Here is a 25,885-nt window from a genome sequence, read left to right on the forward strand (position 1 = left end):
CGGGAGTCCTGAGGGAACCGGTTCATCCAGGAGGGCCCGGCACCACGCCGGGCCTTCGTCATTCCAAAGGGGGATTTTCGATGTCGCTGCCCATGGTGCTGCTGCCCGTCTTCGTCGAGGTTGCGCTGACCTTTGCGCTGTTGTTCTGGAATAAGAGGCGCGGCCAAGCCACGGACGCCGCCGACGAATTCGGCCTGCCGACCTTGTTCTACGCCCTGATCGCGATTGCGCTGCCGCTGCGCCATGCCGATCTGGTCATCGTGCTGCTGTCCTGGGTGTTCGTCGTCACCCGCTTCGTCAATGCCGGCTTCGTCCGTGGGGCGGACAAGCGCGGGCTCGCCTGGACCGCCTCGGCCCTGGTGCTGCTGGCGATGTGGCTGTATTTCGCCCTGAAGATGCTTCTCCTGATCTAGAACGGAATACCTGATGACCCCCGCCGCCCGGCTGTCCGCCGCCATCGACATCATCGAGTCCATCGAAGCCCAGCGGGCGCCGGCGGCCAAGGCGCTGAAGGATTGGGGCACCAGCCACCGCTTCGCCGGCTCCGGCGACCGCGCCGCCATCGCAGGCCTCGTCTGGGACGTGCTCCGCCGCCGCGCCTCCAGCGCCTGGGTAATGGAGGACGACACCGCGCGGGCGCGGGTGCTCGGCATGCTCAAGCTCGAGCGCGGCCTGGATGTGCCGACCATCGCCGCGATGTGCGACGGCAGCCGCTTCGCCCCGCCGCCGCTGTCGCCGGCCGAGGAGAAGGCGCTGGCCTCGCGCACCACCGAAGGCGCGCCGCCGCCGGTCGCCGGCGACTATCCCGACTGGCTCGACCCGTGTCTTTCGGCGGTGTTCGGTGACGACCGCGTCGCCGAAGCCATGGCAATGGCCAGCCGCGCGCCGCTCGACCTCCGCGTCAACTCGCTGAAGGCCAAGCGCGAGAAGGTGCAGGCCTCGCTGAAGCATCTCGGCGCCCAGCCGACGCCCTGGTCGCCGCTCGGCCTGCGCATCACCCTCGGGGCTGACGCGCGCAATCCGGGCGTCCATGCCGAGGAGGACTTCATCAAGGGCGCCATCGAGGTCCAGGACGAGGGCTCGCAGCTCGCGGCTTTGTTCACCGCCGCCAAACCCGGCGAGCAGGTCATCGACCTCTGCGCCGGCGCCGGCGGCAAGACGCTGGCTTTGGCCGCGATGATGGGCGGCAAGGGCCGCCTGATCGCCACCGACGCCGACAAGCGCCAGCTCGCGCCCATCCACGAGCGGCTGTCCCGCGCCGGCGTCCACAACGCTGAGATCCGCGCGCCCAAAGGCGACGCCGACCCGCTTGCCGACATCAAGGCCTCGGCTGACCTTGTGGTGATCGACGCCCCGTGCACGGGCACCGGCACCTGGCGCCGCAACCCCGACGCCAAATGGCGCATGCGCCCCGGCGCTTTGGAGATCCGGTTGAAGGACCAGGCCGAGGTGCTCGACCGCGCCGCAGGCCTCGTCAAACCCGGCGGCCGCATCGCCTACATCACCTGCTCGGTGCTGCAGCCGGAAAACGGTGACCAGGTGCGGGCGTTCGTGGCGCGCCACCCCGAATTCACCATCCAGCCCCCCGACCAGACCGCCACCGTCCTCTGGGACAAGGCCGAAGCTTTCGCCGAGGCCGCCCTGCAGACCCCCGAAGGCTGGCTGATGACCCCCCGCCGGACGGGCACGGATGGGTTTTTCGTGTCGGTCTTGAAGAAGCAGGCCTAGCCCCGCCAAGACTGCCGTAGGGTGGGCAAAGGCGCTGCCGTGCCGTCTCCGTGCACGACACGGGTCATGGCGCCGTGCCCACCATCTCACCGCAGCGACCGCCGCCCAACGGTGGGCACGGCGCGCGCCAGCGTGCCCCAAACAACCGTCGTGCCCCGCGCCTTTGCCCACCCTACGCCCCCGCTTCCTCCGGAGCTGCCTATGACTGCGCCCTCTCCCCTTGCGGGAGAGGGCATGTAGGACGGTTCAGCAAGCTCGGTTGGGTGAGGGGTATGCTTCCACGCGCGTCGCTCGCCGAGAGAAACCCCTCACCTAACCGCATGCGCGGATCGGCCGTACATGCCCTCTCCCACCCTGGCGAAGCTTTGCTTCGCCTTGGGGGAGAGGGCACTGCATCGAACAGTGCGACGGCCTACCGCGCGTTCGCATCTCATTCCACACGCCGGTGCATGACATCAACCCAAAGGGTTGCGAGTCCCCCCGCAGCGGCGTAATTCCTTGCCATGACAGCCCCAGCCAACACCCCGACCGCCGCCGCCACCGACACCTCCGTGGCCGCGCTCCACGACAAGATCCTGATCGTCGATTTCGGCAGCCAGGTCACGCAGCTGATCGCGCGCCGGGTGCGCGAGGACGGCGTGTATTGCGAGATCGTGCCGTTCCAGAAGGCGGAGGCCGCCTTCCGGCAGATGAACCCGAAGGCCGTGATCCTATCCGGCGGCCCCGAATCCGTCCATGAGGCCGGCTCGCCGCGCGCCCCGCAGCTGATCTTCGAGTCCGGCGTCCCGGTGATGGGCATCTGCTACGGCCAGATGACGATGGCCGCCCAGCTCGGCGGCACCGTCGAGGGCGGCCACCACCGCGAGTTCGGCCGCGCCGACGTCGAGGTGAAAACCAACAGCCTGCTGTTCGACGGCGTCTGGCAGCCGGGCGAGCAGCACCAGGTGTGGATGAGCCATGGCGACCGCATCACCCAGATGCCGCCGGGCTTCTCGGTCGCCGGCGTCTCGCCGAACGCGCCCTTCGCCGTGATCCAGGATGAGACGCGCAAATATTACGGCCTGATGTTCCACCCCGAAGTGGTGCACACGCCCGACGGCGCCAAGCTGATCCGCAACTTCGTCCGCAACATCGCCGGCCTCGGCGGCGACTGGACCATGCACGCCTTCCGCGACGAGGAGATCAAGAAGATCCGCGCGCAGGTCGGCAAGGGCAAGGTGATCTGCGGCCTCTCCGGCGGCGTCGATTCCGCTGTTGCCGCCGTGCTGATCCACGAGGCGATCGGCGACCAGCTCACCTGTGTGTTCGTCGACCACGGCCTGCTCCGGCTCAACGAGGCCGAGACCGTCGTCGATCTCTTCAGGCACCACTACAACATCCCCCTGGTGCATGTGGACGCCTCGAAGCTGTTCCTCGGCGAGCTCGCAGGGGTCACCGACCCGGAAGCGAAGCGCAAGACCATCGGACGACTCTTCATCGACGTGTTCGAGGCGGAAGCAAAGAAGATCGGCGGCGCCGATTTCCTGGCGCAAGGCACGCTCTATCCCGACGTGATCGAGAGCGTCTCCTTCACCGGCGGCCCCTCGGTGACGATCAAGTCGCACCACAATGTCGGCGGCCTCCCGGCGCGTATGAATATGAAGCTGGTCGAGCCGTTGCGCGAATTGTTCAAGGACGAGGTCCGCGTGCTCGGCCGCGAGCTCGGCCTTCCCGACGTGTTCGTCGGCCGCCACCCGTTCCCGGGCCCCGGCCTCGCCATCCGCTGCCCCGGCGAGATCACGACAGACAAGCTCGACATCCTGCGCAAGGCCGACGCCATCTACATCGACGAGATCCGCAAAGCCGGCCTCTACGACACCATCTGGCAAGCCTTCGCCGTGCTGCTCCCCGTCAAGACCGTCGGCGTCATGGGCGACGGCCGCACCTACGACTACGTGGTGGGCCTGCGCGCCGTCACCTCGACGGACGGCATGACGGCGGACTTCTATCCATTCGATATGAAGTTTTTGGGGAACACGGCGACGCGCATCATCAACGAGGTGAAGGGCGTGAATAGGGTGGTGTACGACGTGACGAGCAAGCCGCCGGGGACGATTGAGTGGGAATAATTCGCGGCTAGCCAGAGCTAGCCGGATCTACTCAAATCTACGCTCTAACTGCCTGAAACGAAAAATAAAATTTGCCGGCACCTATCGCGGACTATCGGTGGACCAAGGTCTCCGGTGCCGGACTGTTTGACGGCATGGGCTACCTTATTCTCATCCCGTTTTGATCAATACCGTCAGCTCGAAATGAGCCCTGACGGTATTTTTTTTGGTCCAACCGATTGAAATAGCGTCGCTTTCCTTCAGATCCGCGGCCGAAAACGGCATGACGGTATCGAACCCAGAAGGCGGACAAATGCTGACCGATGCTGCGCTTAAGCACCTGAGACCAAAAGAGAAGTCCTACAAGGTGACGGATCGGGACGGCATGTACGTCCTCGTCAGTACGAAGGGCTCGATCTCCTTCCGGCTCGACTACCGTATGAACGGACGCAGGGAAACCATCACCTTCGGCAAATACGGTCCGGCCGACCTGTCGCTTGCGCGAGCAAGAGAGCTCTGCATCGACGCCAGGCGCGCCATCAAGGAGGGGCGGTCGCCAGCCATCGAGAAGCAGCGCGCCAAACGGCGCCTGATGGAAGCCAAGGCGTTCGGCGAGTTCGGTGAGAAGTGGCTTACGGCGGCTCCGATGGCGGACAGCACGCGGGCGATGCGTCGTTCAATCTTCGAGCGCGAGCTGTTGCCACCTTGGCGCAAGCGGCTTTTATCGGAAATCACGCCAGACGATTTGCGAAAGCACTGTGCGGCCATCGTTGAGCGGGGCGCGCCGGCAACTGCGATTCACGTCCGCGACATCGTCAAGCAGATCTACGGCTTTGCCATTCTGCACGGCGAGAAGGTCGCCAATCCTGCAGACGACGTTGGACCATCTTCGATCGCGCAGTTCGTCCCTCGCGATCGCTCGCTGTCGCCGTCAGAGATCCGCATCATGCTCAAGCAGCTGGAGCACGTTGCGACGCTCCCGACCATCCGGCTAGGCGTCAGGCTCTATCTTCTCTCCATGGTGCGGAAAAGCGAATTGCAGGATGCGACGTGGGACGAGGTCGACTTCGAGAATGCCGTTTGGACCATCCCAAAGGAGCGGATGAAGCGGTCGAAGGCGCACAACGTGTACCTCTCGCGACAAATGCTCGATATCTTCATCGCGCTTAAGACCTGCGCCGGCAATTCGCGATATGTGTTTCCGTCCCGGTATGATGCCGACAGCACGATGTCACGGGCGACCTTCAATCGCGTCACCACCGCGGTCGTCGAGCGCGCTCGGACAGAGGGGCTGCCGCTCGAACATTTCACGGTCCACGACCTCAGGCGGACAGCGTCGACGCTGCTCAATGAGCTTGGGTTCAACAGCGATTGGATCGAGAAGTGCCTGGCGCACGAGGATGGTCGTTCGTCACGTGGGGTCTACAACAAGGCGGAGTACGAGCTGCAGCGCCGGCATATGATGCAGGAGTGGTCGAACATCATCGACGCATGGGTCGGAGGTCAAAAGTACTCGCCAACCCTCAGTCCGCCTTCGATGCCGATCTTCGAGCCCGATCCTGCCCTTTGACGGGACGGTTTCGTCGCAGTTTTACGTCTGGATGCGGAGCGCGGGTGAGGGGCGCGCTCCGGCGCTGCAGAAGCCAAGCTTCCACTTCGCTCAGGTCCCACACGACGCAGCGAGGAGAGAGGGCGAAGCGTCGCGGAAATTCGCCGCGCTGCTCCATCTCGTAGATGGTGCTGTCGGCGAGAGGGACCATTTCGCGGAGCTGATGCCGCCGGATTGTTCGTCTTAGTACCGTGCCTTCCTGGTGAGCCATGAGCGATCCCCCTGTCTGCCAAACGCAGCAACTGAATTCGATTCAACTCGAATGAACAGCGATACCTTTATCGGTGCAGCAATCGGAAGTGCCTGCCAACGAATGAAAGCAATCGGCTGCTCTAGCGGGTTCGAGGCGGAAGAATCACCGGACTTTATCGAACTCGGCCATTGGACGGCATCCGATCGGATCTGCGATCCATCGGTTGATTTCGGATTCATGCAATAGGCCGCGTTGGTGCTGACCTTGAGCCGGGCCGGGAACGTGCCCTCGGCGATCTCGCGGTATATCGTCGACCGGGACAGCCCGGTCCTAGCCAGGACGCTCTTTATCCGGATAATGCGGTCTGGTTCGCGTCTGGTCTCGCTGCCTCTTGCTGGCTGTTCCTGACGCCTACTGAGAGTAGACAGGCCAACAGTTGCAGGTGGACAAGAGGATCTAGCGCGTCGCCAAGCGAGCGCAGAGGCGGCGGCAAACAGGTGAGTCACAATCCGAGCCCTCGGCCTCGACCGATGTCGATGCCATGAGCGAAGGCCAATTGCTGGCCGAGCCGGCGGCCCGATTCGAACGGGATGCCAAGGTCGTTCTTGCGGCTCGCAAGGATAGATTCCAGTTGCGGATCGCGTTCGAGGCTTTTGGCCATGTCGCCCATTGCAGAGCGTGTGGTTCTGTAGCCGGCCATGTCGCCAGCCTGGTACTGGCGCCGGCTGGCCTGATCGAGCTTCTGCCAGCGTTCCACGAAACGGTCGGCGCGGCGGCTCGGATACATGCGCAGTTCGCTTTCCAGCTGGAGCGCGCGCACAGCCCGGCTGACCTGACCACCGGCCGCCTCACGAGCGAGCTCCGGGTTTCTCCTGTAGGCGGCTTCGGCGTCGTGCGAGCCAAAGGGCCGCACGTCCTCGAAAGCTCGGCGGGCCTCCTGCAGCTCCTTCATTTGCGCAGGGTTGGCTGCGTCACCCATCTCCTGCGCCGTGAAGATGGCGTCCACAGCGCGGGCATGGCGCACGAGCGCTCGGGTGCGCAACCGGCGTATGTCCTTTTCCGGGTCCGCCGCGACCTTGCGTTCCGGCCTGCCGATATCGCGCCCGGTGGCTGCCCTACCGCTGCTTTCCCGTTCCGGCGTGTCCCGCCCTGGCCGCCGTCCGTCATCCGCTCCGAGAGTATCTGCAGGTGAGCGCAGGCCGTCGAGCATGTCGCGCAGCTTCTCGGGCACGAGATTGCGCACAATCTCGGCCACGCGCTCGCCGAACGTGATCCCGCGCCGCTCGGCGTAGCTCTGGACCGGATCGGCAAGATCGTAATCCGAGGCCATGTCTTTGACGCGGTCGCGCGACAGGACGCGGCTGAGCCGGTCCGCATTGGCAAAATCATCGCGACCATAATGCATGTCCACCCCGTCGCGGTGCCGCGAAAGCGCGACATAGCTGCTGTGGGCATCCAAGCCGGGCGTCGCCAGGACATGGACGCGGTCGACCGTCATGCCCTGCGCCTTGTGGATCGTCGCGGCATAGCCATGGTCGAGCCGGTTGTAATCCTTCAGATCGAAGCGCACGGACCGGCCATCGTCGGTCTGCACGGTCATGGATTGCGCGCTGACCTGCTCGATCGTCCCGAGCGTGCCGTTCTTAACGCCAAGCCCGCGCTCGTTCTGCAGGAACATGATGCGGTCGCCGCTGGCAAATGTTCTCGCGCCGCGCTCGACTGTCACATGCACCTCGTTGCCGAGATCACCCGCAGCCCGCATCCGTTCGCGTGCCGCTTCGTTCAGGATGCGGACCTCGCCGTTCGTGTGGGTCAGGATGATCCGGCTCCGATCCGGTGACGCCTGCCGCTCGCGATCCCAGCGCTCGATCAGATCGCCGCGCGCCTGCTCGCGGGTCTCGCCTTCATGCACCATGCCGTGGGAGCGGTAGGTCTCGAGCGCATGGCTCACTTTGCCGGTCGCCAGATCGCGCGTGGCGCCGCGCTGCCAGTCTTCCCGCTGACGGCGCACGTCACCGATTTCGGCGCCGCCGTGACGCTCATGGATGGAGCGGAAGGCAGCACCCGCTTCGATCGCCTGCAGTTGTTGCGGATCGCCGACGAGCACCACCTTGGCACCGGCTTCGGCCGCATGCGACAGCACGCGCTCGAGCTGGCGCGTGCCGACCATTCCTGCCTCGTCGATGACAAGTACATCGCGCGAATTGAGCAGATCACGGCCCTGTTCCCAGCCATGCTCCAGGCTGGCGATCGTGCGCGACACAATGCCCGATCCGCTTCCGAGATTTTCTGCGGCAATGCCGGACAGCGCCACGCCCCGGACCTCGAAGCCGGCCGCTTCCCACGCCTCCCGCGCCACTCCCAGCATGGCGCTCTTTCCCGTCCCGGCATGGCCGACCACGACGCCGAGATCGCGTCCATCCGTAACGTGCGCAAGCGCCTCGGCCTGCTCGGACGACAGCACCAAGCCACGCGCTTGCGCACCCACCAAAGCGGCTTGGCGGTCGAGATCGCGCACCTCATGGCGCGACCGATCCGCCATCCGTTCAGCGGCCCGATGCAGGCGCTGTTCCGTCCCGATCATTCCGCGGGTGGTGAACCGATCCTCGCCGCGCCCATCCTTGCCGAGCTCGACCAGATCGGGCGCTCTCTGCATCGCACCCATGACCTCGTTGAACTGGTCGAGCCCGTCGCTGTGCCGGTGCGCGAACTTTGCCAGGTCGCGGCGGGTGAAGGTCGATTGCTGCTGGGTGATGGCGTCCAGTCCAAGCGACGGATCGGCGATGATCCGCGCGCCGTTGTTCCGCGCGATCTCGCGGTGCATCTCGGCCCGATCGGCCTCAGACCCTTCGCTCGCAATGCCCCGACCTTCAATCCGCTTCGCCGGCGCGCCGATCTGGCTTTGCGGCTCCAGCGCAATGCCTTGAGCTTCCAGGCTGCGATGATCGATCCGCGCGTCGATGTCGAGCTCGGCCAGCCGCTCGTTGGCGAGCGCGGCCCAACGTTCGCGCCAGCGCTCGACCATCTCTGTCCGGTTCCAGCCCCGGACCTTTTTGCCAAAGCCGTTCTCGTCGACCGCGCGCATCGTGAGCATCACATGGACATGGGGCTTCGGCATGCCGTCGTCGGCCCTGTCCCAATGCAGATTGAGATCAGCAACCATGCCCACATCGACGAACTCGCTCTGAACGAAGTCCCGAGCCAGGGCGATGCCCTGCGCCTCGCTCAGCTCGCGCGGAAGGGCAAACTCGACCTCGCGGGCCAGCTGCGCGTCCTTGCGGACCTCGGACGCTTCGACATCGTTCCAGAGCCGCTCGCGGTCGCTCCAGGCCTCCGGCGCATTCTCCGGCAGCATCACCTCGGAATGGACGACGCCGCGCTTGCCGGAAAAATCCTGATCACGGCCGAGCCGTTCATCGCGCAGCCGCGAGCCGGAGCGGTAGGCGGCTGAAGCCACCGCGCTGCTCCCGGCCTTCCGGCCAATGACCTTGACGTGAAGATGATAGATCGCCATCGCGATCCAATCACTGGCACAGCGAAGCGTACGTCGGAACGACGTATAAGCGCGCCCTCCCTCGAAAAAATCTCCGGAGGGACTACGGCATCTCAGGCCGTCCTGATGACCTTACAGCATTATGCTGGGCCCTCGATTATCATTTCTCCATCGACACTCACGGAGGCGACGATGCGCAAATCAAGGGACTTCGACGCGACCTACAGGCCCTCGAACAGAAGGCACGCGAGCTGAAACCCGCAAGGTACGCCAGCTCAGCGAATTGGTGATCGCAACGGGGGCTGACGCGCTCAGCGCCGATGAACTGGCTGGCGTACTGATCGTGTTAGCCGAGACGAAGGAGGCCGGAAAGAGGAGGCATGGGCCAAACGCGGGGCCGCGTCTTTTCAAAGTCAGTCGCACCGAAATGCGCTCTAACGAACAGTTCGAAAAATCGCGCGAATTTGAGGGATCAGAACAAACCTTTCCACGGAGCGCTGAAGAGATACACGCCGCGCTTCGGATCGCCGACGGCTTCAATATCGACCAGATGGTTTCGAAGTAAAGGCTTTGCGAGCGAGCGTCATTAAACAACAGACGAGCTCCGCGTGTGAAGATGACTACCGACTGGCCTCTCCTGTCACATTCAATAGCGCCATCAAGCGCGACAACGCCCTTGACTACTGGAGATTCGAGATGATCTGCTCACAACGGTTGACGCCCGGCAGAATATGGCCGGACGCATGTTGAAGTCGCTGCTAGCCGTTGCTCGATCTGATTAAAGTAGGCCAGCACTGGGGCCGAGAACGAACTGTGCTCGTCAATCAAATCAACCGTAGTCGCCATCTGGCGCTTTCTTACTGCTGCCGCTGACAAGTCCGATGTGTTCGTGTCGACTTGCGGCCGTGAAACGGCTGGTCGCTTTTTCATGATCGTCGAGGGACCGGATCCGTCAGAGCTTGTCGTTGGCGAAGATGAGCGTGGCGGACCAGATGCTGGTCGGCCGCTCGCGCGAGCCGTCCGCCCGGCGGGTACCGGATCGGATCGTGTCCGCAACCGTACACATTCCGTGGGAGCGATCAGCGTGGGAAACGTTGCGCCGCCGACAGCAGCACGCGTCGCTACATCTTCTCCTTCAAGCCCCGTTTGAGAAGCCACCAGTTGGCCGGATACGACGTGGCGAAGCCGAACAGCATGGCGATCTGCATCATGAACCAGAATTCGACGGTGTCGACCTCCAGCCGGGCACCGAGCACGTGCCGGAAGATGTAGAAATTGGCGAATGCCATGAAGCCGTACATGCCGATCTGCCAGGACGCGATCGAGATCGTGTCGGCCTTGGCGGCTGCGATGAGCCCCTCTCTGAGCGACAGGCCCCGCATCGGCGCGATCGTGAAGTACTGGAAGAGGATTCCGAAGCCGTAGGCGAGCAGGAAGTCGAGGATCCAGACGGCGAACATCTTTTCCGAGAACAGGCTTTTCCAGCCGAACGCGACGGCCACGGCGGGAACGCCGAAGGCGAGCCATTCGGCAATGATGTCCCCGAGGGTGCATCCGCTGCCGCAGTGAAGGGAGCCGTTGGCGACCATGATCGGGAATGGAGTCTGCCGCGTGTTCGGCGGCTTCTCGCCCTGCGCTTTGGCGCGATGGATCTTTTTCTGGGTCGCGAGCCGCCCATAAGCGAAATATTGCCAGACGACCCAGACACTTCCGAACAATGCGGTCACCGGCCAGACCACATCCATGATCCACATCTGCTGCGGATGGCGAACCACATCGATCGCGATGATCAGGGCGCATACGACCCCCAGGACCAGAAAGACGAGAGAGAGAATGTGCAGCCAATCCGGAATCAAGGGACGCGTCCGCCTGCTGTCATTGACCGGCGCTATCTGACGGGTAGGTGCGCGGCAGATGCTGCACGGTGATCCACTGATCTGTCGTGAAGGCCGCGACGGCCCATTTGCCGCCAAAGCGGCCAATGCCCGAATTCTTGACGCCGCCGAACGGATTGTTCGGCAGATCGAGGACAGGCTGGTCGTTGACGTGAGCCATACCCGCTTCCATCCGCTGGCCGAAGCGTGCACCACGTGCGAGATCGCGGGTGAACACACATGCGCTCAGGCCCTGGGTGGTCGCATTGGCGGTCCGCAAGGCATCCTCCTCATCGCGCACGCGGATGAGCGGTGCGACGGGTCCGAAGATCTCGTTGGTGGCGATCTCCATGTCGTTGGTGACGTCGGCGAAGACGTGCGGCTGGATCACGAGACCCTCCGGCTCGCCGCCCACGAGCTCGCGGGCGCCGCCGGCGCGGGCCGAGGAGATCAGCTTGTTGATCGCCTCGAATTGACGGCGGTTGACGATCGGACCGATCATCGTGTCGGGCTGCTGTGGATCTCCGACCTTGAGATGGCGGACCGCCGCAGCAAATCGCTCCGCGAACTCATCGTAGACGGCGTCGACCACGATGAAGCGGTTGGTGATCATGCAGATCTGCCCCTGGTGAAGAAACTTGCCGAACACGGCAGCCCGCACGGCCAGATCGAGATCTGCGTCCTCGAGCACCACGAACGGGCCGTTGCCGCCAAGCTCCAGTTCGACGCGCTTGATGATGTCCGCGTCCGCCATCGCCATCCTCGCGATACCGCGGCCGACGCTTGTGGAGCCGGTGAACGAGATCACGCGAGCGGCGGGGTTCTTGACCAGAGCGGAGCCGATCCGTCCGCCCGAGCCGACCACGACGCTCAGCAGACCTACCGGCAGGCCGGCCTCCTCGTAGATCTTGGCGAGCAGGGTCCCGCCGCTGACCGGCGTGTCGCTGGCCGGCTTGAGAACCACGGCATTACCAACGGCCAGGGCCGGAGCTACGCTGCGATTGGAAAGCTGCAGCGGCCAATTCCACGGGCTGATCACGCCGACCACCCCGGCCGGCTTGCGGTAGACGCGGCATTCCTTGCCGGGAATGTCGGCGGGCAGGATCGCCCCCTCCACCATGTAAGGCATCGATGCCGCAGCGAGCATCACGGCCTGCGCAGCCTGCCATTCCAGGTTCGCCTTCAGCCGGGTCGAGCCCGCCTCACGGATCAGCCAGCCAACGATCTCTTCGCGGCGTTTGACCATGACATCCGCCGCGCGCTGCATGACCGCAGCGCGTTCGGAGGGCAATGCGGCGGCCCAATCGCGTTGAGCCGTGACGGCGGCGGAGTAGGCGGCCTGCACGTCGGATTCGTCAGCTTCAACGATCTCCAGCAGTGTGTCGCCCGTGAACGGATCCTTGTCTGCAATTCGATCCGTACCGCTCCCGGCGCGCCACGTGCCGCCGATGAGCATGCGATCCAGTCCATCATGATTGAATGGCAAGGGGGAGTCCTCCGGCACGGATCTGTCGCGCGTGTCACTGACGTCAATGAGCTCTCTTGCCGGCAACCTGCAGCACCACCTTGCCGTGCACGTGGTCGTGCTCCATGTGCTCGTGCGCCTTGCCGACGTCCTGCAGGGGAAAGGTCGAGTCGATCACGACGGTCACCTTGCCGGTCTCGATCAGGCGCGCGATCTCCGCGAGTTGCGCTCCGCTCGGCTCGGCCATGTAGTTGGTGGCGCGCACGCCGCGGCGTTCGGCTTCGTCCTGATCAGGCTTCTGCAATGTGGAAATCAGGGCGCCACCGCGCTTCAGCACGGTCCAGGACCGGTCCTGGGTGTCGCCACCGATCAGATCGAATACCAGGTCGATGTCCTGAACAGCGTCCTCGAATTGTTCATTCCTGTAGTCGATCGCCTTGTCCGCCCCGAGCTTGCGGACGAACTCGACGTCCACGTCCGAGACGGTGGTCGCAACCCACGCACCGGCATTCTTGGCGAATTGGATCGCGAAATGTCCGACGCCGCCCGATCCACCATGGATCAATACTCTCTGCCCGGCCTTGAGGTGGCCGTGATCGAACAAGCCCTGCCACGCCGTCAAAGCGGCGAGAGGGACGGCAGCGGCCTTGACGAAGTCGATGCCGTCAGGCGTCTTCGCCGCGTCAGCCTCATGGACGCGCACGAACTCCGCGTAGCCGCCGACCTCGCGATCGAGCATGGCATACACGGCATCGCTGGTGCGAAACCGCGTGACGGTATCGCCGACACGCTCGACCAATCCGGCAACATCGCGTCGGAGGACTTTCGGCAATTGTTCCTGTTTGACTGCCGGATAGCCGCCGGAACGGGTCTTGTAGTCGACCGGGTTGACGCTCGCTGCCCGCACGCGAACGAGCACGTCGCCTTCGCCGGGCTGGGGCATTGGCATATCGTCCAACACCAGTTCGGAAGGGCCGCCGAACGAGTGGATACTGACCGCGTGCATGATTGTGATTCCTTGGACGAGGCGATGAGCTTCCGTCGGGCCTAATGAGCCGGAAAGACGGCCGTTCCAAACGATCGAAGATCGGGGGCCCTGCTCGCAACTCTTCTGAATAACCTCGCGGGCAGACCGCTGCAGGTCGCGAGGTGCGAGAGAGAAGACAATGAGGATGGACGTACGGGAGCGTACCGATTGCGGGACGCGGAGCAGCAGTCATTTCTGCTGACTGGGCTCGATTGAAGAATCCGGACCAGCCAGATACCTGCAACCCACGGCCAACGCGGCGCCTATCGCGGTGGCGATGGTGCGTCGCCGGGCCGCATCCGGTTCGGGTAATCCGGTCAGCGCGATCAGGAAAACGACAGTGGACGTGATCGCGAACGAAAAGGCAGCGTAATTGACACGCTGCACGGCATATGTTGCCCACGCCAGCGCGATGACACAACTAACCAGGATAATGCCGTCCGGCCTGACGATCACTGCGAAGAGCGTCGCGGAGATCGCTCCCAGGAAGGTTCCGGCAATGCGTTGAGCGGTGCGAACCAGAGTGTCGCGCCGCTTGGGTTGCAGAATGATGAGGGCCGTCATCGGCACCCAATATCCGTTGCCCAAACCGAGATGGCGCTCGATCAGGATCGCCGCGCTGACCGTCCCGCCCGCAATGGCGGCATAGCGCAGCCCAGCTTGTCCGCTGATCACGCGTCGGAAGAGCTGGACCAGCCAGCCGAGCCTCGAGCTTGGCGGTGTGGCCTCTGCTCGAGGGACGTCACTGGCTGCGCCGAACGGGTGCCAATGCCAGGCAACGACGATGACAAGGGTCTGCAAAGCTGCACCGGCAAAGACCAACGAGCCTCGCATCAGCGCGGCCGGGAGCTCGGGTGGACCGCGGGCGGCAAGCAGAAATGCGATCGACCACTGCAGGGTCAACCACCACGGCGCTTGGCCATACTGCGTAGCGAAGCCGCAAATCGCTGCGATGCCGCCGCCGACGAGAGCACTTCCAAGCAGGCTGTCGGACAGGATTGCGCCAAGGAAGCCGCACACGCCCATGCCGAAACCGGCCAGGATCATGGGAGCAGAGCGCAGGTGGGATAGTCGCTGATGAGCGCCAAATCCGGTCGGAAACGCTCCCATCGTCGCGGCCATTCCGCACTGCGGGGATCCTGAGAAAAGTGCGACGAGAAGACAGGCGGCGACGGCGATCGTTGACACGTTGGCAGCTGCGAGCTGGACAGCCGACCATCTGAATTCAAAGGCGGTGCTCAGCAGTGACTTTCGCTGTTCCACTGCGCGGGGTGTCAAAGGGGGGCGCGGCGACCAATGCTGTCGCAGACGTCCATTGCGATGAGTCGCATTATTCCAGTCATTGTTGCGGAATCCACCTTCATGCTGGATTGCCAAGCACGGGGGCACTGGATCGCTCGGGTGCGGAGCAATCCGGCCTTGCGGGCAAACCTGTTCGTCGCATCGTCGTTCCTGGGCATGCGCCAATCCTGCGCCGTTGGATAGAAACCCTCACGACGTTTTGTCGTTGGTCGTCAAATCTGGACAGGCGGTGCGAGGAGGCGCGGCATGGCTGCTCATGCTGGAGAGACGGCAGAAGAGACCGGCGATTTCCGCTGCGAACGTTGTCACCAAACGACCCTCGTGACGAAGGGGCACAAAATCCCGAAGTGCTCCCACTGTGGTCATGCGACGTTCGACACACGGCGCAATGAGCCTCGATGAGTTCGCGCAAAACAATGCGCGACGGCGATCGTCATTCCACTTCTACGAGGAGCATTCCGTGAGATTGTCGCTGGTCATCAATGGTCATCCTTACGAATTGTCCTGTGATCCGCGCACCACGCTGCTCGACACGCTACGCGAAGCTCTCGGATTGACCGGTACCAAGAAGGGCTGTGACCTCGGTCAGTGCGGCGCCTGCACGGTGCTGGTGGGCGGCCGGCGCGTGCTGTCCTGTCTGATGCTGACGGCGACTGTCGACGAGGAGGTCACAACGATCGAAGGTCTTTCAAAGGAAGGCGAGCCGCTGCATCCGCTGCAGCAGGCGTTCTGGGACCATGACGCCTTCCAATGCGGCTATTGCACCCCGGGTCAGATTTTGAGCGCGATCGGCTGCATCGCCGAGGGCCACGCAGGATCGGCCGAGGACATCCGCGACTACATGAGTGGCAATCTCTGTCGTTGCGCCGCCTATCCGAGGATCGTGGAAGCTATCCAGTCCGTCGTGTCGGCTCGCGCCGACGACGCGATCTCAAGCTGAGGCCTCTCTGATGCGCCCTTTCGAGCTCCAGACGGCAGGCAATCCTTCGGATGCCATTCGAAAGAGTCAGGACGCGAGCCGCGCGCAGTCGGGCGCGCGCTATTTGGCGGGTGGAACCAACCTTCTTGACCTGATGAAGCTGGAGGTTCTGACACCACGAATGCTCGTCAGCCTCAAGCAGCTGCGAAGCGATCTCGGCGCGATAGAGAGTGATGAAGATGGACTGCGTCTGGGCGCGATGGTGCGCATGGCGGAGGCCGCCGATCACCCGATCATCCGCCGCGATTACCCGGTGATCGCGGACGCGCTGCGGCTGGCCGCGAGCGCTCAGCTGCGCAACATGGCGTCGCTCGGTGGCAACGTTCTGCAGCGGACCCGCTGCCAATATTATCGGGACACGAGCTGGCGGGCCTGCAACAAGCGTGAACCGGGTTCGGGATGCCAGGCGATCACAGGCGTCAATCGCCGGCTCGCGGTGCTCGGGGTCAGCGAGCATTGCATCGCAAACTACCCGGGTGACTTCGCGATTGCATTGGTGATGCTCGGTGCTGAACTGGACATTCTCGATTCGGCCGCCGCGCCGCGGACCATTGCGTTCGAGGATTTGCATCGCAGCCCTGGCGACACGCCGCACTTGGAGATCAACCTGCAACCGGCGGATCTGATCACGTCGATCCGCATTCCTGCCGGACCCTGGACCCGCCGATCGCGCTACGTGAAGGTGCGAGACCGCGCCTCCTATGATTTCGCCTTGGCGTCTGCAGCCGTGGCACTCGATCTGGCCGCCGATGGTCGCGTCCGCTCGGCCCGGATCGGGCTTGGCGGGCTCGTCGCCAGGCCGTGGCGCGCCGTCGAGGCCGAAACCGTGCTGAATGGACGCGTGCTGGACGAGAGCGCTGCCCAGCAGGCTGCCGAGGCGGCCTTTGCCGGCGCCGTCGTCCACAGCGACACCGGTTTCAAGCCGGAGCTCGGCCGCCGCACGCTCGTGCGTGCATTGCTGGAGACAGCCCAGCTGGAGGTGAGCGCATGAGCGGTCCTGAACAGATCCCAACTGGACCGCTTGGTACGGCCACGCGCCGGATCGACGGCCGCGCCAAAGTCACGGGGCATGCGCGATACCCATCGGACGAGCCTCTTCACAACGCGGCCTATGCCCACCTTGTGACGAGCCGGATCGCGCGCGGCCATATCGTGCGCTTTCACCTGGAGGAGGCGCGCGGCCTCGCTGGTGTGCTCGACATTTTGACCTTCGAGAACATCGGGCACGAAGCCAAGCCGCCCAAGATGATGACGGGCGGCGGCACGACGACGACGCTGCAGGACAACCGGATCTGGCACGACGGGCAGATCATCGCGGTTGTCGTCGCCAACAGCTTCGAGATCGCCCGTGAGGCCGCAGGCAGGATCCGTGTCGATTACGACGAGGAGTCGCCGAGCCCGACCTTCGACAGTCCTGGCGTCGAGGCGCATATTCGAGAGGCCGGGGAGCACAAGGACTATGACGTCGGCGATGTGGACGCCGCGCTCGCCAGGGCTGAGGTCGTCGTCGACGAGTGGTACGAAACGCCGACCCAGCACCACAACGCGATCGAGCTGTTCACGACCACATGCGCGTGGGACAACGGCCAGCTCACGATCTGGGAGCCGAGCCAGTTCGTCTACGGGCTCCGCGGCAACGTGGCCCAGCAGATCGGCGTCGCGCCCGAGCAGATCCGGGTCATTTCGAAGTTCATCGGTGGCGCGTTCGGCTCGAAGGGAGGGGCGACGGCCCGCACGGCATGGATCGCGATCGCCGCGCGACGGATCAACCGCCCCGTGAAGCTGGTCGCGACCCGCGGCCAGGGTTTTACGATCGCAACCTACCGTGCCGAAACCCGTCACCACCTCCAACTCGCCGCCACTAAGAATGGCATCCTTGACGCGGTCAGGCATGAGGGCTGGGAGGTCACCAGCCGGCCGAGCAACTACAACGTTTCCGGTAACGAGACGACCGCGCGGATGTATGCTTCGCCGAACGTGAAGACGAAGGTCAACGTCGTTCACGCCGACCGCAACACGCCCGGCTTCATGCGCGCTCCACCAGAGACGCCCTACATGTTCCCGTTGGAATGCGCCATGGATGAGCTGGCCCATCGCATCGGGTGCGATCCGATCGAACTCAGGAGGCGCAACGAGCCGGAGCGGGACCCCGTCACCGGCCTGCCATTCTCGAGTCGGCACTTGTTGCGCTGCTTTGACGAGGCGTCCGAGCGCTTTGGCTGGGCGAAGCGCGAGGCGAAGCCGCGCTCTATGGCGGACGGCGACTGGCTGGTCGGCTGGGGCTGCGCCAGCGCGGCTTATCCAGCGAACATCGCTGCGACCGCCGCTCGCGTCATGTTGCGGCCAAACGGGCAGGCCAGGGTCGAGATTGCCGCGCATGACATCGGCACCGGCGCCTATACGGTCGCGGCGATCATTGCCGCTGACAAGCTCGGGTTGGACGTCGGGGATGTGCAGGTCGACCTCGGCGACACGAGATTGCCACCGGCTTCGCTTGCGGCTGGCTCCAGCCATACGGCGACGATTTCGCATGCGATCGGCAAGGCGTGTGACGAGCTGAGCGAGCGGATCATCCGGGCTGCGACAACCACCAATAGCGGGATGTTCGCGGGGGCTGATCCGCGCGCCCTCCGCTTGCAGCAGGGCAGGCTGGTCGGACCAGGCGGGGCGAGCGAACAGCTGTCGGACGCCTTGAAGCGGCTAAGCCCCGGCGCGCTCGAGGCTTATGCCGAGAACATCCCCACCGGTCTCAAACCCGAGGCACTCGCTCAGCTCTACAGCGGCCAGCCTCCAATGTCGCGCGGCCATAGCCGCCAGGATGTCACCGCCTATGCGTTCGGCGCGCAATTCGTGGAGGTGCGCGTCCATCGTCGCACCTGTGAGATCCGCGTGCCGCGGATGGTCGGCGCCTTCGCCTGTGGGACCATCGTCAATCCGTTGACGGCCTACAGCCAGTTCATGGGCGGCATGATCTGGGGCCTCGGGGCCGCACTGGAGGAGAAGACGGAGATCGATCCCGTCGCCGCGCGCTACGTCAACAACAACATTGCCGAGTATCTCATCCCGGTGAATGCCGATGTGTGCAAGGTCGATGTGCTGATGCTGCCTGAAAGCGATGACGACGTGAATCCGCTCGGAATCAAAGGCATTGGCGAGATCGGGATCGTTGGCATGAATGCGGCGATTGCCAACGCTGTGTTTCACGCCACTGGCCGGCGTGTTCGCCGGCTGCCGATCCGCATCGAAGATCTGCTGTAGCGTGGCGCATAGGAACGGCGCCCTCGAACTCCCGTTGCCCGGGGAATGTCTCGGGCACACGGAGAGCTGGCATGAAGGCGGTAGTCTATCACGACAAGGGCGACATCCGGCTCGAGGAAGTCACCGATCCCACGATCGAGCAGCCGACCGATGCCATCGTCCGGCTCACGGCCTCGGCCATCTGCGGCACCGATCTCCACTTCGTCCGCGGCTCGTTTTCCGGCATGGAGCCCGGTACGATCCTCGGCCACGAGGGTGTCGGGATCGTCGAGCAGGTCGGACCCATGGTCCGCAACTTCCGGCCGGGCGACCGTGTCGTCATCGGCTCGACCATCGCCTGCGGCAGCTGCTCTTACTGTCGCGCCGGCTATTTCGCGCAATGCGACAACGCCAATCCGCATGGCAAACGGGCCGGGACGGCCTTCTTTGGCGGCCCGGGACCGACCGGACCCTGGAACGGACTACAGGCCGAGAAGGCGCGGATTCCCTACGCTCACATCGGCATGGTCAAGATTCCCGAGAATGTCACCGACGATCAGGCGATCCTCGTGTCCGACATCTTCCCAACCGGCTATTTCGGTGCCGATCTCGCAGATATCCATGAAGGCTCGACGGTCGCCGTATTTGGTTGCGGCCCGGTCGGGCAATTCGTGATCGCCAGCGCGCGGCTGATGGGCGCGGGCCGCATCATTGCCGTCGACCACCATCCCGATCGGCTCGAGATGGCGCAGCAGCAAGGCGCCGAGATCGTGAATTTCGACAACGAAGATCCGGTCCAGACGATCGTCGAGATGACAGGAGGCATCGGGGTGGATCGCGCGATCGATGCCGTCGGCGTCGACGCCGAACATGCTCACCATGATGCGGGGACGGTCCAGGAAGACCTCGAGACGGCGCTCGACTCCGCCGCGCATGCCGTGGAGCCGAAATCTGCCGAGACGCATGCGCATGCGTACAAGCCGGGCGATGCGCCCGGCCAGGCGTTGGACTGGGCGGTGCAGGCGCTCGCCAAGGCCGGGACGCTCTCGATCATCGGTGTCTATCCGCCGACGCAGCGCGAGTTCCCGATCGGCGAGGCGATGAACAAGAACCTCACGATCAAGATGGGCAACTGCAATCATCGCAAATACATTCCGCATCTGCTCGACCTGATTGCCTCGGGTGCGATCGATCCGCTCAAGATCCTGACCAGGACCGAGCCGATGGGATCGGTGATCTCAGCCTACGAAGCGTTCGATGCGCGTCAGCCTGGATGGCTCAAGGTCGAGCTGAAGCCGGTTGCGGCGTAGCGGCCCGAGTCGCGTTGGTCTGCCTTGTGACAGCGGCATGATCGAGTGAACGCTCGGGGCGCGCTTCTTCTCGGGCGGACAGTCGGCAGAGGCTCTATGCCGGGCCGGTGTCGCTGTTGGCGAGTGCGCTTTCGACAAAGCTTGCAAATGCGCGCGCCTTGGCACTGGCCATGCGGCCCGCGGGGAAGACGGCCCAGAGATCCAGCGGCGGCAACATCCAGTCCGCCAAGACGCGACGCACGGCGCCGCTGGCAAGCTCGGGGCTGAACATCCAGTCTGACGCGATGGTGAGGCCCATGTCGGCGAGCACAGCCGCCCGCAGCCCCTCCGCAGCGCTGACCCTGATACGCCCATGGACGGACACCGACGCTTCGGCGCCGTCACGGGTGAATGACCAGACATTGGGAAGTTGGCTGTAGATCACCGCCTCATGCTCCGCGAGATCCGCGGGACTGTGCGGCTCGTCGGCGCGCGCGAGGTAGGCCGGCGTGGCCAGCACCGAACGTCCGCCAGTCGCCAGCTTGCGTGCGATCGCCGAGGAATCGGCCAGCGCGCCCATGCGCAGCGAGACATCGATCCCTTCGGCCACCAGGTCGATGACGCGATCATCGAGTGTCACATCGATTTCGAGCTCGGGATGACGGTCCAGAAAGCGCGGCAGCAGCGGCACGATGTGCAGGCGTGCGAACGTCGTGGCAGCGGACACGCGCAGGCAGCCGGAAAGTCCCGCGCCCGCCCCGCGTGCTGCAATCTCGGCCTCGTCGGCTTCCTGGATGGCCGCCTTCGCCCCTTCATAGAAGCGTTGCCCGGCTTCTGTCGGGGTCAGCCCGTGCGTTGAGCGGATCAGCAGGCTCACCTGCAGCCGGTCTTCGAGCTGGGCGATGGTCTTGGACACGGCAGGCTGGCCGACATTGAGGTGACGGGCGGCGGCCGAAAAGGAGCCGGTTTCGACCACGCGCACGAATGTCGACATCGCTTGATACCTGTCCACCGTCATTCCTCCTGGGAATAACCGTTATCGCTCACGGCCCGCTGCCCTGTCGAGCGGAACAGGCGCATCAAGTCTCCAGACCTTCGGACTGGCCGAAGGCGGTCCAGGTAAGAGACCGAACGAATTGGCTGACGCGGACCGCGACTGAGGTCCTTCGGTCTTGGGCATCGGCCGCAGCCGCACATGAGGGGACGAGATCATGCTGGACGTCTATGCCTTCGCCACGCCGAACAGTGTCAAGGTGCCGGTCGCGCTGGAAGAGCTGGGGCTCGACTATTCGCTGCACGGCGTGAACATCCGCAAAGGCGAACAGAAGGCGCAGGGTTTCATCGCGCTGAACGCAAACGCCAAGGTGCCGGTGCTGGTCGACGGGAATTTCGTCCTGACCGAGTCCGCCGCCATTTTGGTGTATCTCGCCGAGAAGACCGGCCGCCTGTTGCCGGCCTCGGGAGAGGGGAGGGCGCGCGTTTTCGAGCAACTGTTCTTCCACGCTTCGGGCTTGAGCCCGGCGTTCGGCCAATCGGGCTTCTTTCAGCGTCTCGCGGGCGAGCCGCAGCCGATCGCGATCGAGCGCTTCTCCAACGAAGCAAGACGTACAGTTTTGATCCTCGACGGCGTTCTGGCTAAGCAGCCCTTCACCGCCGGCCACGAGTTCACGATTGCCGATATCGCTCATTTTGGCTGGCTGTGGCGACGCGAGTTCGCTGGCGTCGATCTCGAGCAGGCCCCCAACGTCGCGCGTTGGTACGGCGAAGTCGAGGGCCGGCCAGCTGTCCAGCGCGCGGTCGCGCGCGTGAACGCGCTCATTCCTGCTGCCTGACGCTTCCTTTCACCCCTGATCCACGGAGACAGATCATGACGCTTCAGTCCAAGCTCGATGCCTTCAAGGCCGATTTCGAAGCGGGCAAACCACCCTATCAAGTGCCGCAGGCCGTCATCGAGACGATGCACCGCGCCACGGCCGAACTGATCGCGAGCGGTGCGGCGACGCACGCCCTCAAGGCAGGCGACCATGCGCCGGCGTTTGCGCTGAAAGACCCGGACGGCCAGGTCGTATCGTCCTCGGACCTGCTCGCCAAGGGCCCGCTGGTCGTGAGCTTCTATCGTGGCGTCTGGTGCCCCTATTGCAACATGGAGCTGCAGGCGCTCCAGGCAGCGCTGCCGGACTTCGAGAAGCTCGGCGCGAGCCTGGTCGCGATCTCGCCGCAGACTGCGGCCAACAGCCGAAAGTCGGTGCGCCAGAATGGGCTCGGCTTTCCGATCCTGTCGGACACCCACAACGATGTGGCCGCCGCCTTCGGACTTCGCTTCGCGCTGCCCGACTATCTCGTTGACCTCTACAAGAGCCTCAAGAACGATCTGCCGGCCTTCAATGGCGACCCGAGCTGGACGCTGCCCATGCCGGCCCGTTACGTCATCGCACCGGACGGCCTGATCCTCTACGCCGAGGTGAACCCGGACTACACCCGTCGTCCCGAGCCCGAGGACATGCTGCCCGCGCTTCGCCGCGCAGCCGCGGCGGCCGTTTGATCTGCATCTCCGCCTCCCTGCCGACGAAGCTAATTTGCGAGGATCTCAATGTCTCGTACCTTCCTGATCACCGGTGCCAGCAAGGGCATCGGCCGTGCACTCGCCGATCGTCTGACTCGGGGCGGGCATCGCGTCGTCGGTCTTGCGCGCGGAGCGGCAGAAGACTTTCCAGGCACGCTGGTGTCGGTCGACCTCGCCGACACGGGCGCGACCGACGCAGCGCTCCGTGAGCTCACGGCTCGTTTCCGCTTCGACGGGGTCGTCAACAATGTCGGCCTCGTTCGGCCGCAACGGCTCGGGACCGTCGAGCTGCCGGTCCTGGACGAGGTGATGCGGGTCAACCTGCATCCGGCGCTGCAGACGGTGCAGGCTCTCCTCCCGGGGATGATGGAGCGTGGCTGGGGCAGGGTGGTCAACGTCTCCAGTCTCACCGTGCTCGGCTCGGTCGAACGCACAGCTTACGCCGCGGCCAAGGCCGCCCTGGTGAGCTTCAGCCGCAGCTGGGCGCTCGAGCTTGCGACCACGGGCATCACCGTCAACGCGGTCTCGCCCGGGCCGACCGAGACGGAGCTGTTCCGCACCAACAACCCGCCGGGCAGCGAAGGCGAGCGCCGCTATCTCTCCGGCGTCCCGATGCGTCGCTTCGGGCAGCCGGACGAGATCGCCGCGGCGATCGCGTTCCTGCTGTCCGACGGAGCCGCATTCATCACCGGCCAGACGATCCACGTCGACGGCGGGGCTTCGATTGGGAAAGCCGCGTTCTAGTACTTGGAGGGACGCATCAGCATGGCGGCATCGGTCGTGGGATGAGCGTCGGTGCGGGCGGGCGCGCCGGTCGTGCTCGGCGCTGGATCGAGAGGCAGGTCAGTCCCGCGGCCATCAAAATCGGGCCGGTCCCTATCGGCACGAATGTCACGAGTGCAAGACCGTTGGCCCAAACGAGCGACCAGCCCAGCGCGAACAGCGCCTGTCCGACAAAGAGCGCATGTTGCTGCGTGAACCCGCAGTTTCGAAGCCGTCGCCTCGCGCGTGCTGCGATCTGGCGTAGCTCGCTCATGGTGCCGTCACCTCGATGTCAGACGTTGCACTGCAGCCGCGCGGCGCGCCGACCGGGACGCGCGCGTCTCGGCCTCGTTGAGCCAGCCAAGGAAGACCAGCGCTGCCGCAAGCACGTAGGAACTCCCGGCTGGGATCCACATGATGAGCCCGGCGAGCTGCTGGTCCTGCATCAGGTTGAGACCCCATTTCATCACGCCCTCGGCATGGACGGGATAGAGCGGCCGTGGCGCGAATATCATCAGTGCGCCAGGCAGGCCGCTCAGCACCGCAGTTGCCACGATCAGCAGCAACGCCGGACCATGGGCCAGCCGCCGCGCATGGCCCGGCGCGGGCAACACCACTGACCAGAACATCAGCGCACTGATAAAGAAACTGAGATGCTCGAGGATGTGGATGGCGTCGTTCTGGAGTGCCCATCGATAAGGACCGGGGGCGTGCCAGAACACGAAGCCGGCGTTGAACAGGATGAACACCAGCAGTGGATGCATCAAAGCGTCGGAGGCAAGGCCGAGTCGGGCGCCATGCCAGAACCGCACGATGCGCTTGCGGCCCGGTGCCGGGACGCCGCGCAGGAAAATGCCGAGGCAGTCGCTCGCGATCAGGAGCGGAGGTGCAGCCAGCATCAGCAGCAGATGCTGTACCATGTGCGCCGAGAACAGGTCCTCGCTCATCGTGTCGAGCGGCGAGTCCAGGGCGATCAGAAGGACGAGCATCCCAGCCGTGAAGGCCAGCGTTCGCCGGATCGAGATCAGCTCGGTCCGGTTCTCGCGGACGGCCCGGCTCACGCCGAACGCGTACAAGCCGGTCGCCAGCGCCAGTGGGACGATCGTCGGCGCCTCGAGCGGCCAGCCGTGGCCGAACACGGCCTCAGCGGAGCCCGGCGCGGGCACGATGCCGTGGGCTGCGGCTGCGCCAGGGAGGGTGAGCACGGCATATGGCAGCCGACGGGTTACGCTCAGCTGCATGATCTGAGGATCCAGAGGCTCGCCGAGTCGGAGGCGACGGTGATGAAGAACAGGCCGCTGGTCAGCAGCCCCCAGACCGCGAGGAAGCGCGTGCGCCCTTCGCCGGCCTCGATCATGTGTGAGCGATTCTCCGCCATCTCCTCTCGGCTCGCCCGCCACGCGCTGTAGGCGATGAGGCCGGAGGCAGCCGACAGCGCCAGGCTGACGACATCGATCGCGATCAGCCCGGTCCAAAGCAGGCCGGGGCTGACCGGTGATTTCGGCACGTCGATCGGATAACAATTATGGCTCGCAAGTGCGTAGTTCGAGATGAGGTGCAACGACCAGCCGATAGGCGGCGCAAACAATGCGAACAGGAGCCAGCCAAGGCCGAAGCGATGGCGGTGGGGTGCGGGATGTCCCTGATGGACGGCGGTTTCGACGTCAGCCATGGCTCAGGCCCAGATATGGCGTGATGTAGAGGCTGAAGAACACGGTCAGCCACACGGCATCGACGAAGTGCCAGTAGATCGCGCCGATCGAGATCGGCGCTTCCCGGCCTGGCCCGAAATAGCCGAGCATCGACCAGATGGTGAGCGGAAGCAGCATCAGCAGGCCGAGCACGACATGGCCCATGTGGAAGCCGGTGATGACGAAGAACAGCGAGCCATAGGGGCCGGAATTGAACGAGAAGGATTTGGCCTTCCATTCCAGCACCTGGATGGCCACGAAGATGACGCCGAGCACGAATCCGGTTCCGAGGCCCAAAGCCTGCTTCAGGCGCGAGCCCTGCCGACCGCCGCGCTCGCCATACCAGACCGCCACGCTGCTGATCAGCAGGATCGCAGTGTTGGGCCCGGCGAGTTTGAAGCTCGGCATCTCCGCCGGCCACATCTCGCCGCGCGGCTGGATCGTGAAGTAGAAGTAGCAGAACAGCAGGTAGGCGAATAGCGAGGCTTCCGTGACGATGCCGGCGATCATGCCCCACCAGCCGGCGGTTCGAGGCGTGAGACTGCCGATCGGAAGCTCAGTGCGTGGGATGGCGACGATGGTCATC

At 64.5% G+C, this 25,885-nt stretch carries 22 protein-coding genes and 2 pseudogenes; 13 read left to right on the plus strand and 11 right to left on the minus strand.

Annotation, left to right across the window (positions count from 1 at the left end):
* The first annotated feature begins 80 nt into the window (after nucleotides 1–80).
* The 4 genes from BRAD285_RS12810 (at nucleotide 81) to BRAD285_RS12825 (ending at nucleotide 5,385) form a co-directional block, all read left to right on the plus strand.
* Nucleotides 81–413: an MAPEG family protein gene (locus tag BRAD285_RS12810; protein ID WP_006612630.1), complete on the plus strand. Its 333-nt coding sequence runs from the start codon at nucleotides 81–83 to the stop codon at nucleotides 411–413.
* 13 nt (nucleotides 414–426) lie between these two features.
* Nucleotides 427–1,728, plus strand: coding sequence for an RsmB/NOP family class I SAM-dependent RNA methyltransferase (locus BRAD285_RS12815; RefSeq protein ID WP_006612629.1), 1,302 nt, complete (start codon nucleotides 427–429; stop codon nucleotides 1,726–1,728).
* A 503-nt stretch (nucleotides 1,729–2,231) separates the two neighbouring features.
* On the plus strand, nucleotides 2,232–3,836 hold the full coding sequence (guaA, locus tag BRAD285_RS12820; protein WP_006612628.1) for a glutamine-hydrolyzing GMP synthase: 1,605 nt from the start codon (nucleotides 2,232–2,234) through the stop codon (nucleotides 3,834–3,836).
* Nucleotides 3,837–4,128: 292 nt separating this feature from the next.
* Complete coding sequence (locus BRAD285_RS12825) at nucleotides 4,129–5,385, plus strand: tyrosine-type recombinase/integrase (RefSeq protein WP_035646902.1); 1,257 nt, start codon at nucleotides 4,129–4,131, stop codon at nucleotides 5,383–5,385.
* On the opposite strand, the gene BRAD285_RS12830 is transcribed toward BRAD285_RS12825, so the two are convergent.
* The 3 genes and pseudogenes from BRAD285_RS12830 to traA all read right to left on the minus strand — a co-directional run bounded on the left by BRAD285_RS12830 (nucleotide 5,339) and on the right by traA (nucleotide 9,131).
* Nucleotides 5,339–5,635 (minus strand): AlpA family transcriptional regulator, encoded by a 297-nt coding sequence (locus tag BRAD285_RS12830; RefSeq protein WP_083846410.1) that lies wholly within the window; start codon nucleotides 5,633–5,635, stop codon nucleotides 5,339–5,341. The two genes, BRAD285_RS12825 and BRAD285_RS12830, sit on opposite strands and share 47 nt — an antisense overlap.
* 144 nt (nucleotides 5,636–5,779) lie before the next feature.
* Nucleotides 5,780–6,045, minus strand: a pseudogene (locus BRAD285_RS12835) (helix-turn-helix transcriptional regulator).
* Between the two features lie 74 nt (nucleotides 6,046–6,119).
* On the minus strand, nucleotides 6,120–9,131 hold the full coding sequence (traA, locus tag BRAD285_RS12840; protein WP_006612624.1) for a Ti-type conjugative transfer relaxase TraA: 3,012 nt from the start codon (nucleotides 9,129–9,131) through the stop codon (nucleotides 6,120–6,122).
* A 171-nt stretch (nucleotides 9,132–9,302) separates the two neighbouring features.
* Between traA and BRAD285_RS12845 the strand changes: the two are divergent.
* Nucleotides 9,303–9,548 (plus strand): annotated as a pseudogene (locus tag BRAD285_RS12845) (conjugal transfer protein TraD).
* Between the two features lie 683 nt (nucleotides 9,549–10,231).
* On the opposite strand, the gene BRAD285_RS12850 reads toward BRAD285_RS12845, so the two are convergent.
* From BRAD285_RS12850 to BRAD285_RS12865, 4 genes are all read right to left on the minus strand, one after another.
* On the minus strand, nucleotides 10,232–10,966 hold the full coding sequence (locus BRAD285_RS12850) for a DUF4396 domain-containing protein (RefSeq protein WP_006612622.1): 735 nt from the start codon (nucleotides 10,964–10,966) through the stop codon (nucleotides 10,232–10,234).
* 19 nt (nucleotides 10,967–10,985) lie between these two features.
* Complete coding sequence (locus BRAD285_RS12855) at nucleotides 10,986–12,440, minus strand: aldehyde dehydrogenase family protein (protein ID WP_050886887.1); 1,455 nt, start codon at nucleotides 12,438–12,440, stop codon at nucleotides 10,986–10,988.
* A 73-nt stretch (nucleotides 12,441–12,513) separates the two neighbouring features.
* The gene (locus BRAD285_RS12860) at nucleotides 12,514–13,392 is read right to left on the minus strand and encodes an NADP-dependent oxidoreductase (RefSeq protein ID WP_244422245.1); all 879 of its coding nucleotides are present in this window, start codon (nucleotides 13,390–13,392) and stop codon (nucleotides 12,514–12,516) included.
* A gap of 273 nt (nucleotides 13,393–13,665) precedes the next feature.
* Nucleotides 13,666–14,598, minus strand: coding sequence for an FUSC family protein (locus BRAD285_RS12865; protein ID WP_244422243.1), 933 nt, complete (start codon nucleotides 14,596–14,598; stop codon nucleotides 13,666–13,668).
* A 426-nt stretch (nucleotides 14,599–15,024) separates the two neighbouring features.
* Between BRAD285_RS12865 and BRAD285_RS36680 the strand changes: the two genes are divergently transcribed.
* From BRAD285_RS36680 to BRAD285_RS12890, 5 genes are all read left to right on the plus strand, one after another.
* A complete protein-coding gene (locus BRAD285_RS36680; RefSeq protein ID WP_083846409.1) occupies nucleotides 15,025–15,180 on the plus strand; it encodes an alpha helical protein in 156 nt (51 codons plus the stop codon).
* Nucleotides 15,137–15,718, plus strand: coding sequence for a (2Fe-2S)-binding protein (locus BRAD285_RS12875; RefSeq protein WP_006612618.1), 582 nt, complete (start codon nucleotides 15,137–15,139; stop codon nucleotides 15,716–15,718). Before BRAD285_RS36680 ends, BRAD285_RS12875 begins: the two co-directional genes overlap by 44 nt.
* 10 nt (nucleotides 15,719–15,728) lie before the next feature.
* On the plus strand, nucleotides 15,729–16,748 hold the full coding sequence (locus BRAD285_RS12880; protein WP_006612617.1) for a xanthine dehydrogenase family protein subunit M: 1,020 nt from the start codon (nucleotides 15,729–15,731) through the stop codon (nucleotides 16,746–16,748).
* Nucleotides 16,745–19,015, plus strand: coding sequence for a xanthine dehydrogenase family protein molybdopterin-binding subunit (locus BRAD285_RS12885; RefSeq protein WP_006612616.1), 2,271 nt, complete (start codon nucleotides 16,745–16,747; stop codon nucleotides 19,013–19,015). Before BRAD285_RS12880 ends, BRAD285_RS12885 begins: the two co-directional genes overlap by 4 nt.
* A gap of 71 nt (nucleotides 19,016–19,086) precedes the next feature.
* Nucleotides 19,087–20,304 carry a zinc-dependent alcohol dehydrogenase gene (locus BRAD285_RS12890; protein ID WP_006612615.1) on the plus strand — a complete coding sequence of 406 codons (1,218 nt, stop codon included), beginning with the start codon at nucleotides 19,087–19,089 and terminating at the stop codon, nucleotides 20,302–20,304.
* Between the two features lie 94 nt (nucleotides 20,305–20,398).
* On the opposite strand, the gene BRAD285_RS12895 is transcribed toward BRAD285_RS12890, so the two are convergent.
* The gene (locus BRAD285_RS12895) at nucleotides 20,399–21,277 is read right to left on the minus strand and encodes a LysR family transcriptional regulator (protein ID WP_371507570.1); all 879 of its coding nucleotides are present in this window, start codon (nucleotides 21,275–21,277) and stop codon (nucleotides 20,399–20,401) included.
* Between the two features lie 217 nt (nucleotides 21,278–21,494).
* On the opposite strand from BRAD285_RS12895, the gene BRAD285_RS12900 reads away from it, so the two are divergent.
* Genes BRAD285_RS12900 through BRAD285_RS12910 form a run of 3 tightly spaced genes read left to right on the plus strand, consistent with a single transcriptional unit; the run spans nucleotide 21,495 to nucleotide 23,590 of the window.
* Nucleotides 21,495–22,115 carry a glutathione S-transferase family protein gene (locus tag BRAD285_RS12900; RefSeq protein ID WP_006612613.1) on the plus strand — a complete coding sequence of 207 codons (621 nt, stop codon included), beginning with the start codon at nucleotides 21,495–21,497 and terminating at the stop codon, nucleotides 22,113–22,115.
* A gap of 35 nt (nucleotides 22,116–22,150) precedes the next feature.
* Nucleotides 22,151–22,825 (plus strand): peroxiredoxin-like family protein, encoded by a 675-nt coding sequence (locus BRAD285_RS12905; RefSeq protein WP_006612612.1) that lies wholly within the window; start codon nucleotides 22,151–22,153, stop codon nucleotides 22,823–22,825.
* 48 nt (nucleotides 22,826–22,873) lie between these two features.
* On the plus strand, nucleotides 22,874–23,590 hold the full coding sequence (locus BRAD285_RS12910) for an SDR family oxidoreductase (RefSeq protein ID WP_006612611.1): 717 nt from the start codon (nucleotides 22,874–22,876) through the stop codon (nucleotides 23,588–23,590).
* A 299-nt stretch (nucleotides 23,591–23,889) separates the two neighbouring features.
* Here the strand turns inward: BRAD285_RS12910 and BRAD285_RS12920 are convergent, their stop codons facing one another.
* The 3 genes from BRAD285_RS12920 to BRAD285_RS12930 all read right to left on the minus strand — a co-directional run bounded on the left by BRAD285_RS12920 (nucleotide 23,890) and on the right by BRAD285_RS12930 (nucleotide 25,884).
* A complete protein-coding gene (locus BRAD285_RS12920) occupies nucleotides 23,890–24,747 on the minus strand; it encodes a cytochrome c oxidase assembly protein (RefSeq protein ID WP_244422241.1) in 858 nt (285 codons plus the stop codon).
* Nucleotides 24,748–24,839: 92 nt separating this feature from the next.
* Nucleotides 24,840–25,280, minus strand: coding sequence for a hypothetical protein (locus BRAD285_RS12925; protein ID WP_006612609.1), 441 nt, complete (start codon nucleotides 25,278–25,280; stop codon nucleotides 24,840–24,842).
* Nucleotides 25,273–25,884: a cytochrome c oxidase subunit 3 gene (locus tag BRAD285_RS12930; RefSeq protein WP_035646899.1), complete on the minus strand. Its 612-nt coding sequence runs from the start codon at nucleotides 25,882–25,884 to the stop codon at nucleotides 25,273–25,275. The genes BRAD285_RS12925 and BRAD285_RS12930 overlap by 8 nt, the downstream gene beginning before the upstream one ends.
* Nucleotide 25,885: the final 1 nt, after the last annotated feature.

Origin of the sequence: Bradyrhizobium sp. ORS 285 (assembly GCF_900176205.1) — a bacterium.
Classification (GTDB): Bacteria; Pseudomonadota; Alphaproteobacteria; order Rhizobiales; family Xanthobacteraceae; genus Bradyrhizobium.

What these genes read in the sequence shown, in the direction of transcription:
- BRAD285_RS36680 (WP_083846409.1), top strand. Translation starts at nt 15,025, where the DNA reads ATGGCTGCTCATGCTGGAGAGACGGCAGAAGAGACCGGCGATTTCCGC.
- BRAD285_RS12830 (WP_083846410.1), bottom strand. Translation starts at nt 5,635, where the DNA reads ATGGCTCACCAGGAAGGCACGGTACTAAGACGAACAATCCGGCGGCAT.
- BRAD285_RS12925 (WP_006612609.1), bottom strand. Translation starts at nt 25,280, where the DNA reads ATGGCTGACGTCGAAACCGCCGTCCATCAGGGACATCCCGCACCCCAC.
- BRAD285_RS12885 (WP_006612616.1), top strand. Translation starts at nt 16,745, where the DNA reads ATGAGCGGTCCTGAACAGATCCCAACTGGACCGCTTGGTACGGCCACG.
- BRAD285_RS12905 (WP_006612612.1), top strand. Translation starts at nt 22,151, where the DNA reads ATGACGCTTCAGTCCAAGCTCGATGCCTTCAAGGCCGATTTCGAAGCG.
- BRAD285_RS12895 (WP_371507570.1), bottom strand. Translation starts at nt 21,277, where the DNA reads ATGTCGACATTCGTGCGCGTGGTCGAAACCGGCTCCTTTTCGGCCGCC.
- BRAD285_RS12855 (WP_050886887.1), bottom strand. Translation starts at nt 12,440, where the DNA reads ATGCTCATCGGCGGCACGTGGCGCGCCGGGAGCGGTACGGATCGAATT.
- BRAD285_RS12860 (WP_244422245.1), bottom strand. Translation starts at nt 13,392, where the DNA reads ATGCCCCAGCCCGGCGAAGGCGACGTGCTCGTTCGCGTGCGGGCAGCG.
- traA (WP_006612624.1), bottom strand. Translation starts at nt 9,131, where the DNA reads ATGGCGATCTATCATCTTCACGTCAAGGTCATTGGCCGGAAGGCCGGG.
- BRAD285_RS12865 (WP_244422243.1), bottom strand. Translation starts at nt 14,598, where the DNA reads ATGGCCGCGACGATGGGAGCGTTTCCGACCGGATTTGGCGCTCATCAG.
- BRAD285_RS12930 (WP_035646899.1), bottom strand. Translation starts at nt 25,884, where the DNA reads ATGACCATCGTCGCCATCCCACGCACTGAGCTTCCGATCGGCAGTCTC.
- BRAD285_RS12815 (WP_006612629.1), top strand. Translation starts at nt 427, where the DNA reads ATGACCCCCGCCGCCCGGCTGTCCGCCGCCATCGACATCATCGAGTCC.
- BRAD285_RS12900 (WP_006612613.1), top strand. Translation starts at nt 21,495, where the DNA reads ATGCTGGACGTCTATGCCTTCGCCACGCCGAACAGTGTCAAGGTGCCG.
- BRAD285_RS12880 (WP_006612617.1), top strand. Translation starts at nt 15,729, where the DNA reads ATGCGCCCTTTCGAGCTCCAGACGGCAGGCAATCCTTCGGATGCCATT.
- BRAD285_RS12910 (WP_006612611.1), top strand. Translation starts at nt 22,874, where the DNA reads ATGTCTCGTACCTTCCTGATCACCGGTGCCAGCAAGGGCATCGGCCGT.
- BRAD285_RS12810 (WP_006612630.1), top strand. Translation starts at nt 81, where the DNA reads ATGTCGCTGCCCATGGTGCTGCTGCCCGTCTTCGTCGAGGTTGCGCTG.
- BRAD285_RS12890 (WP_006612615.1), top strand. Translation starts at nt 19,087, where the DNA reads ATGAAGGCGGTAGTCTATCACGACAAGGGCGACATCCGGCTCGAGGAA.
- BRAD285_RS12825 (WP_035646902.1), top strand. Translation starts at nt 4,129, where the DNA reads ATGCTGACCGATGCTGCGCTTAAGCACCTGAGACCAAAAGAGAAGTCC.
- guaA (WP_006612628.1), top strand. Translation starts at nt 2,232, where the DNA reads ATGACAGCCCCAGCCAACACCCCGACCGCCGCCGCCACCGACACCTCC.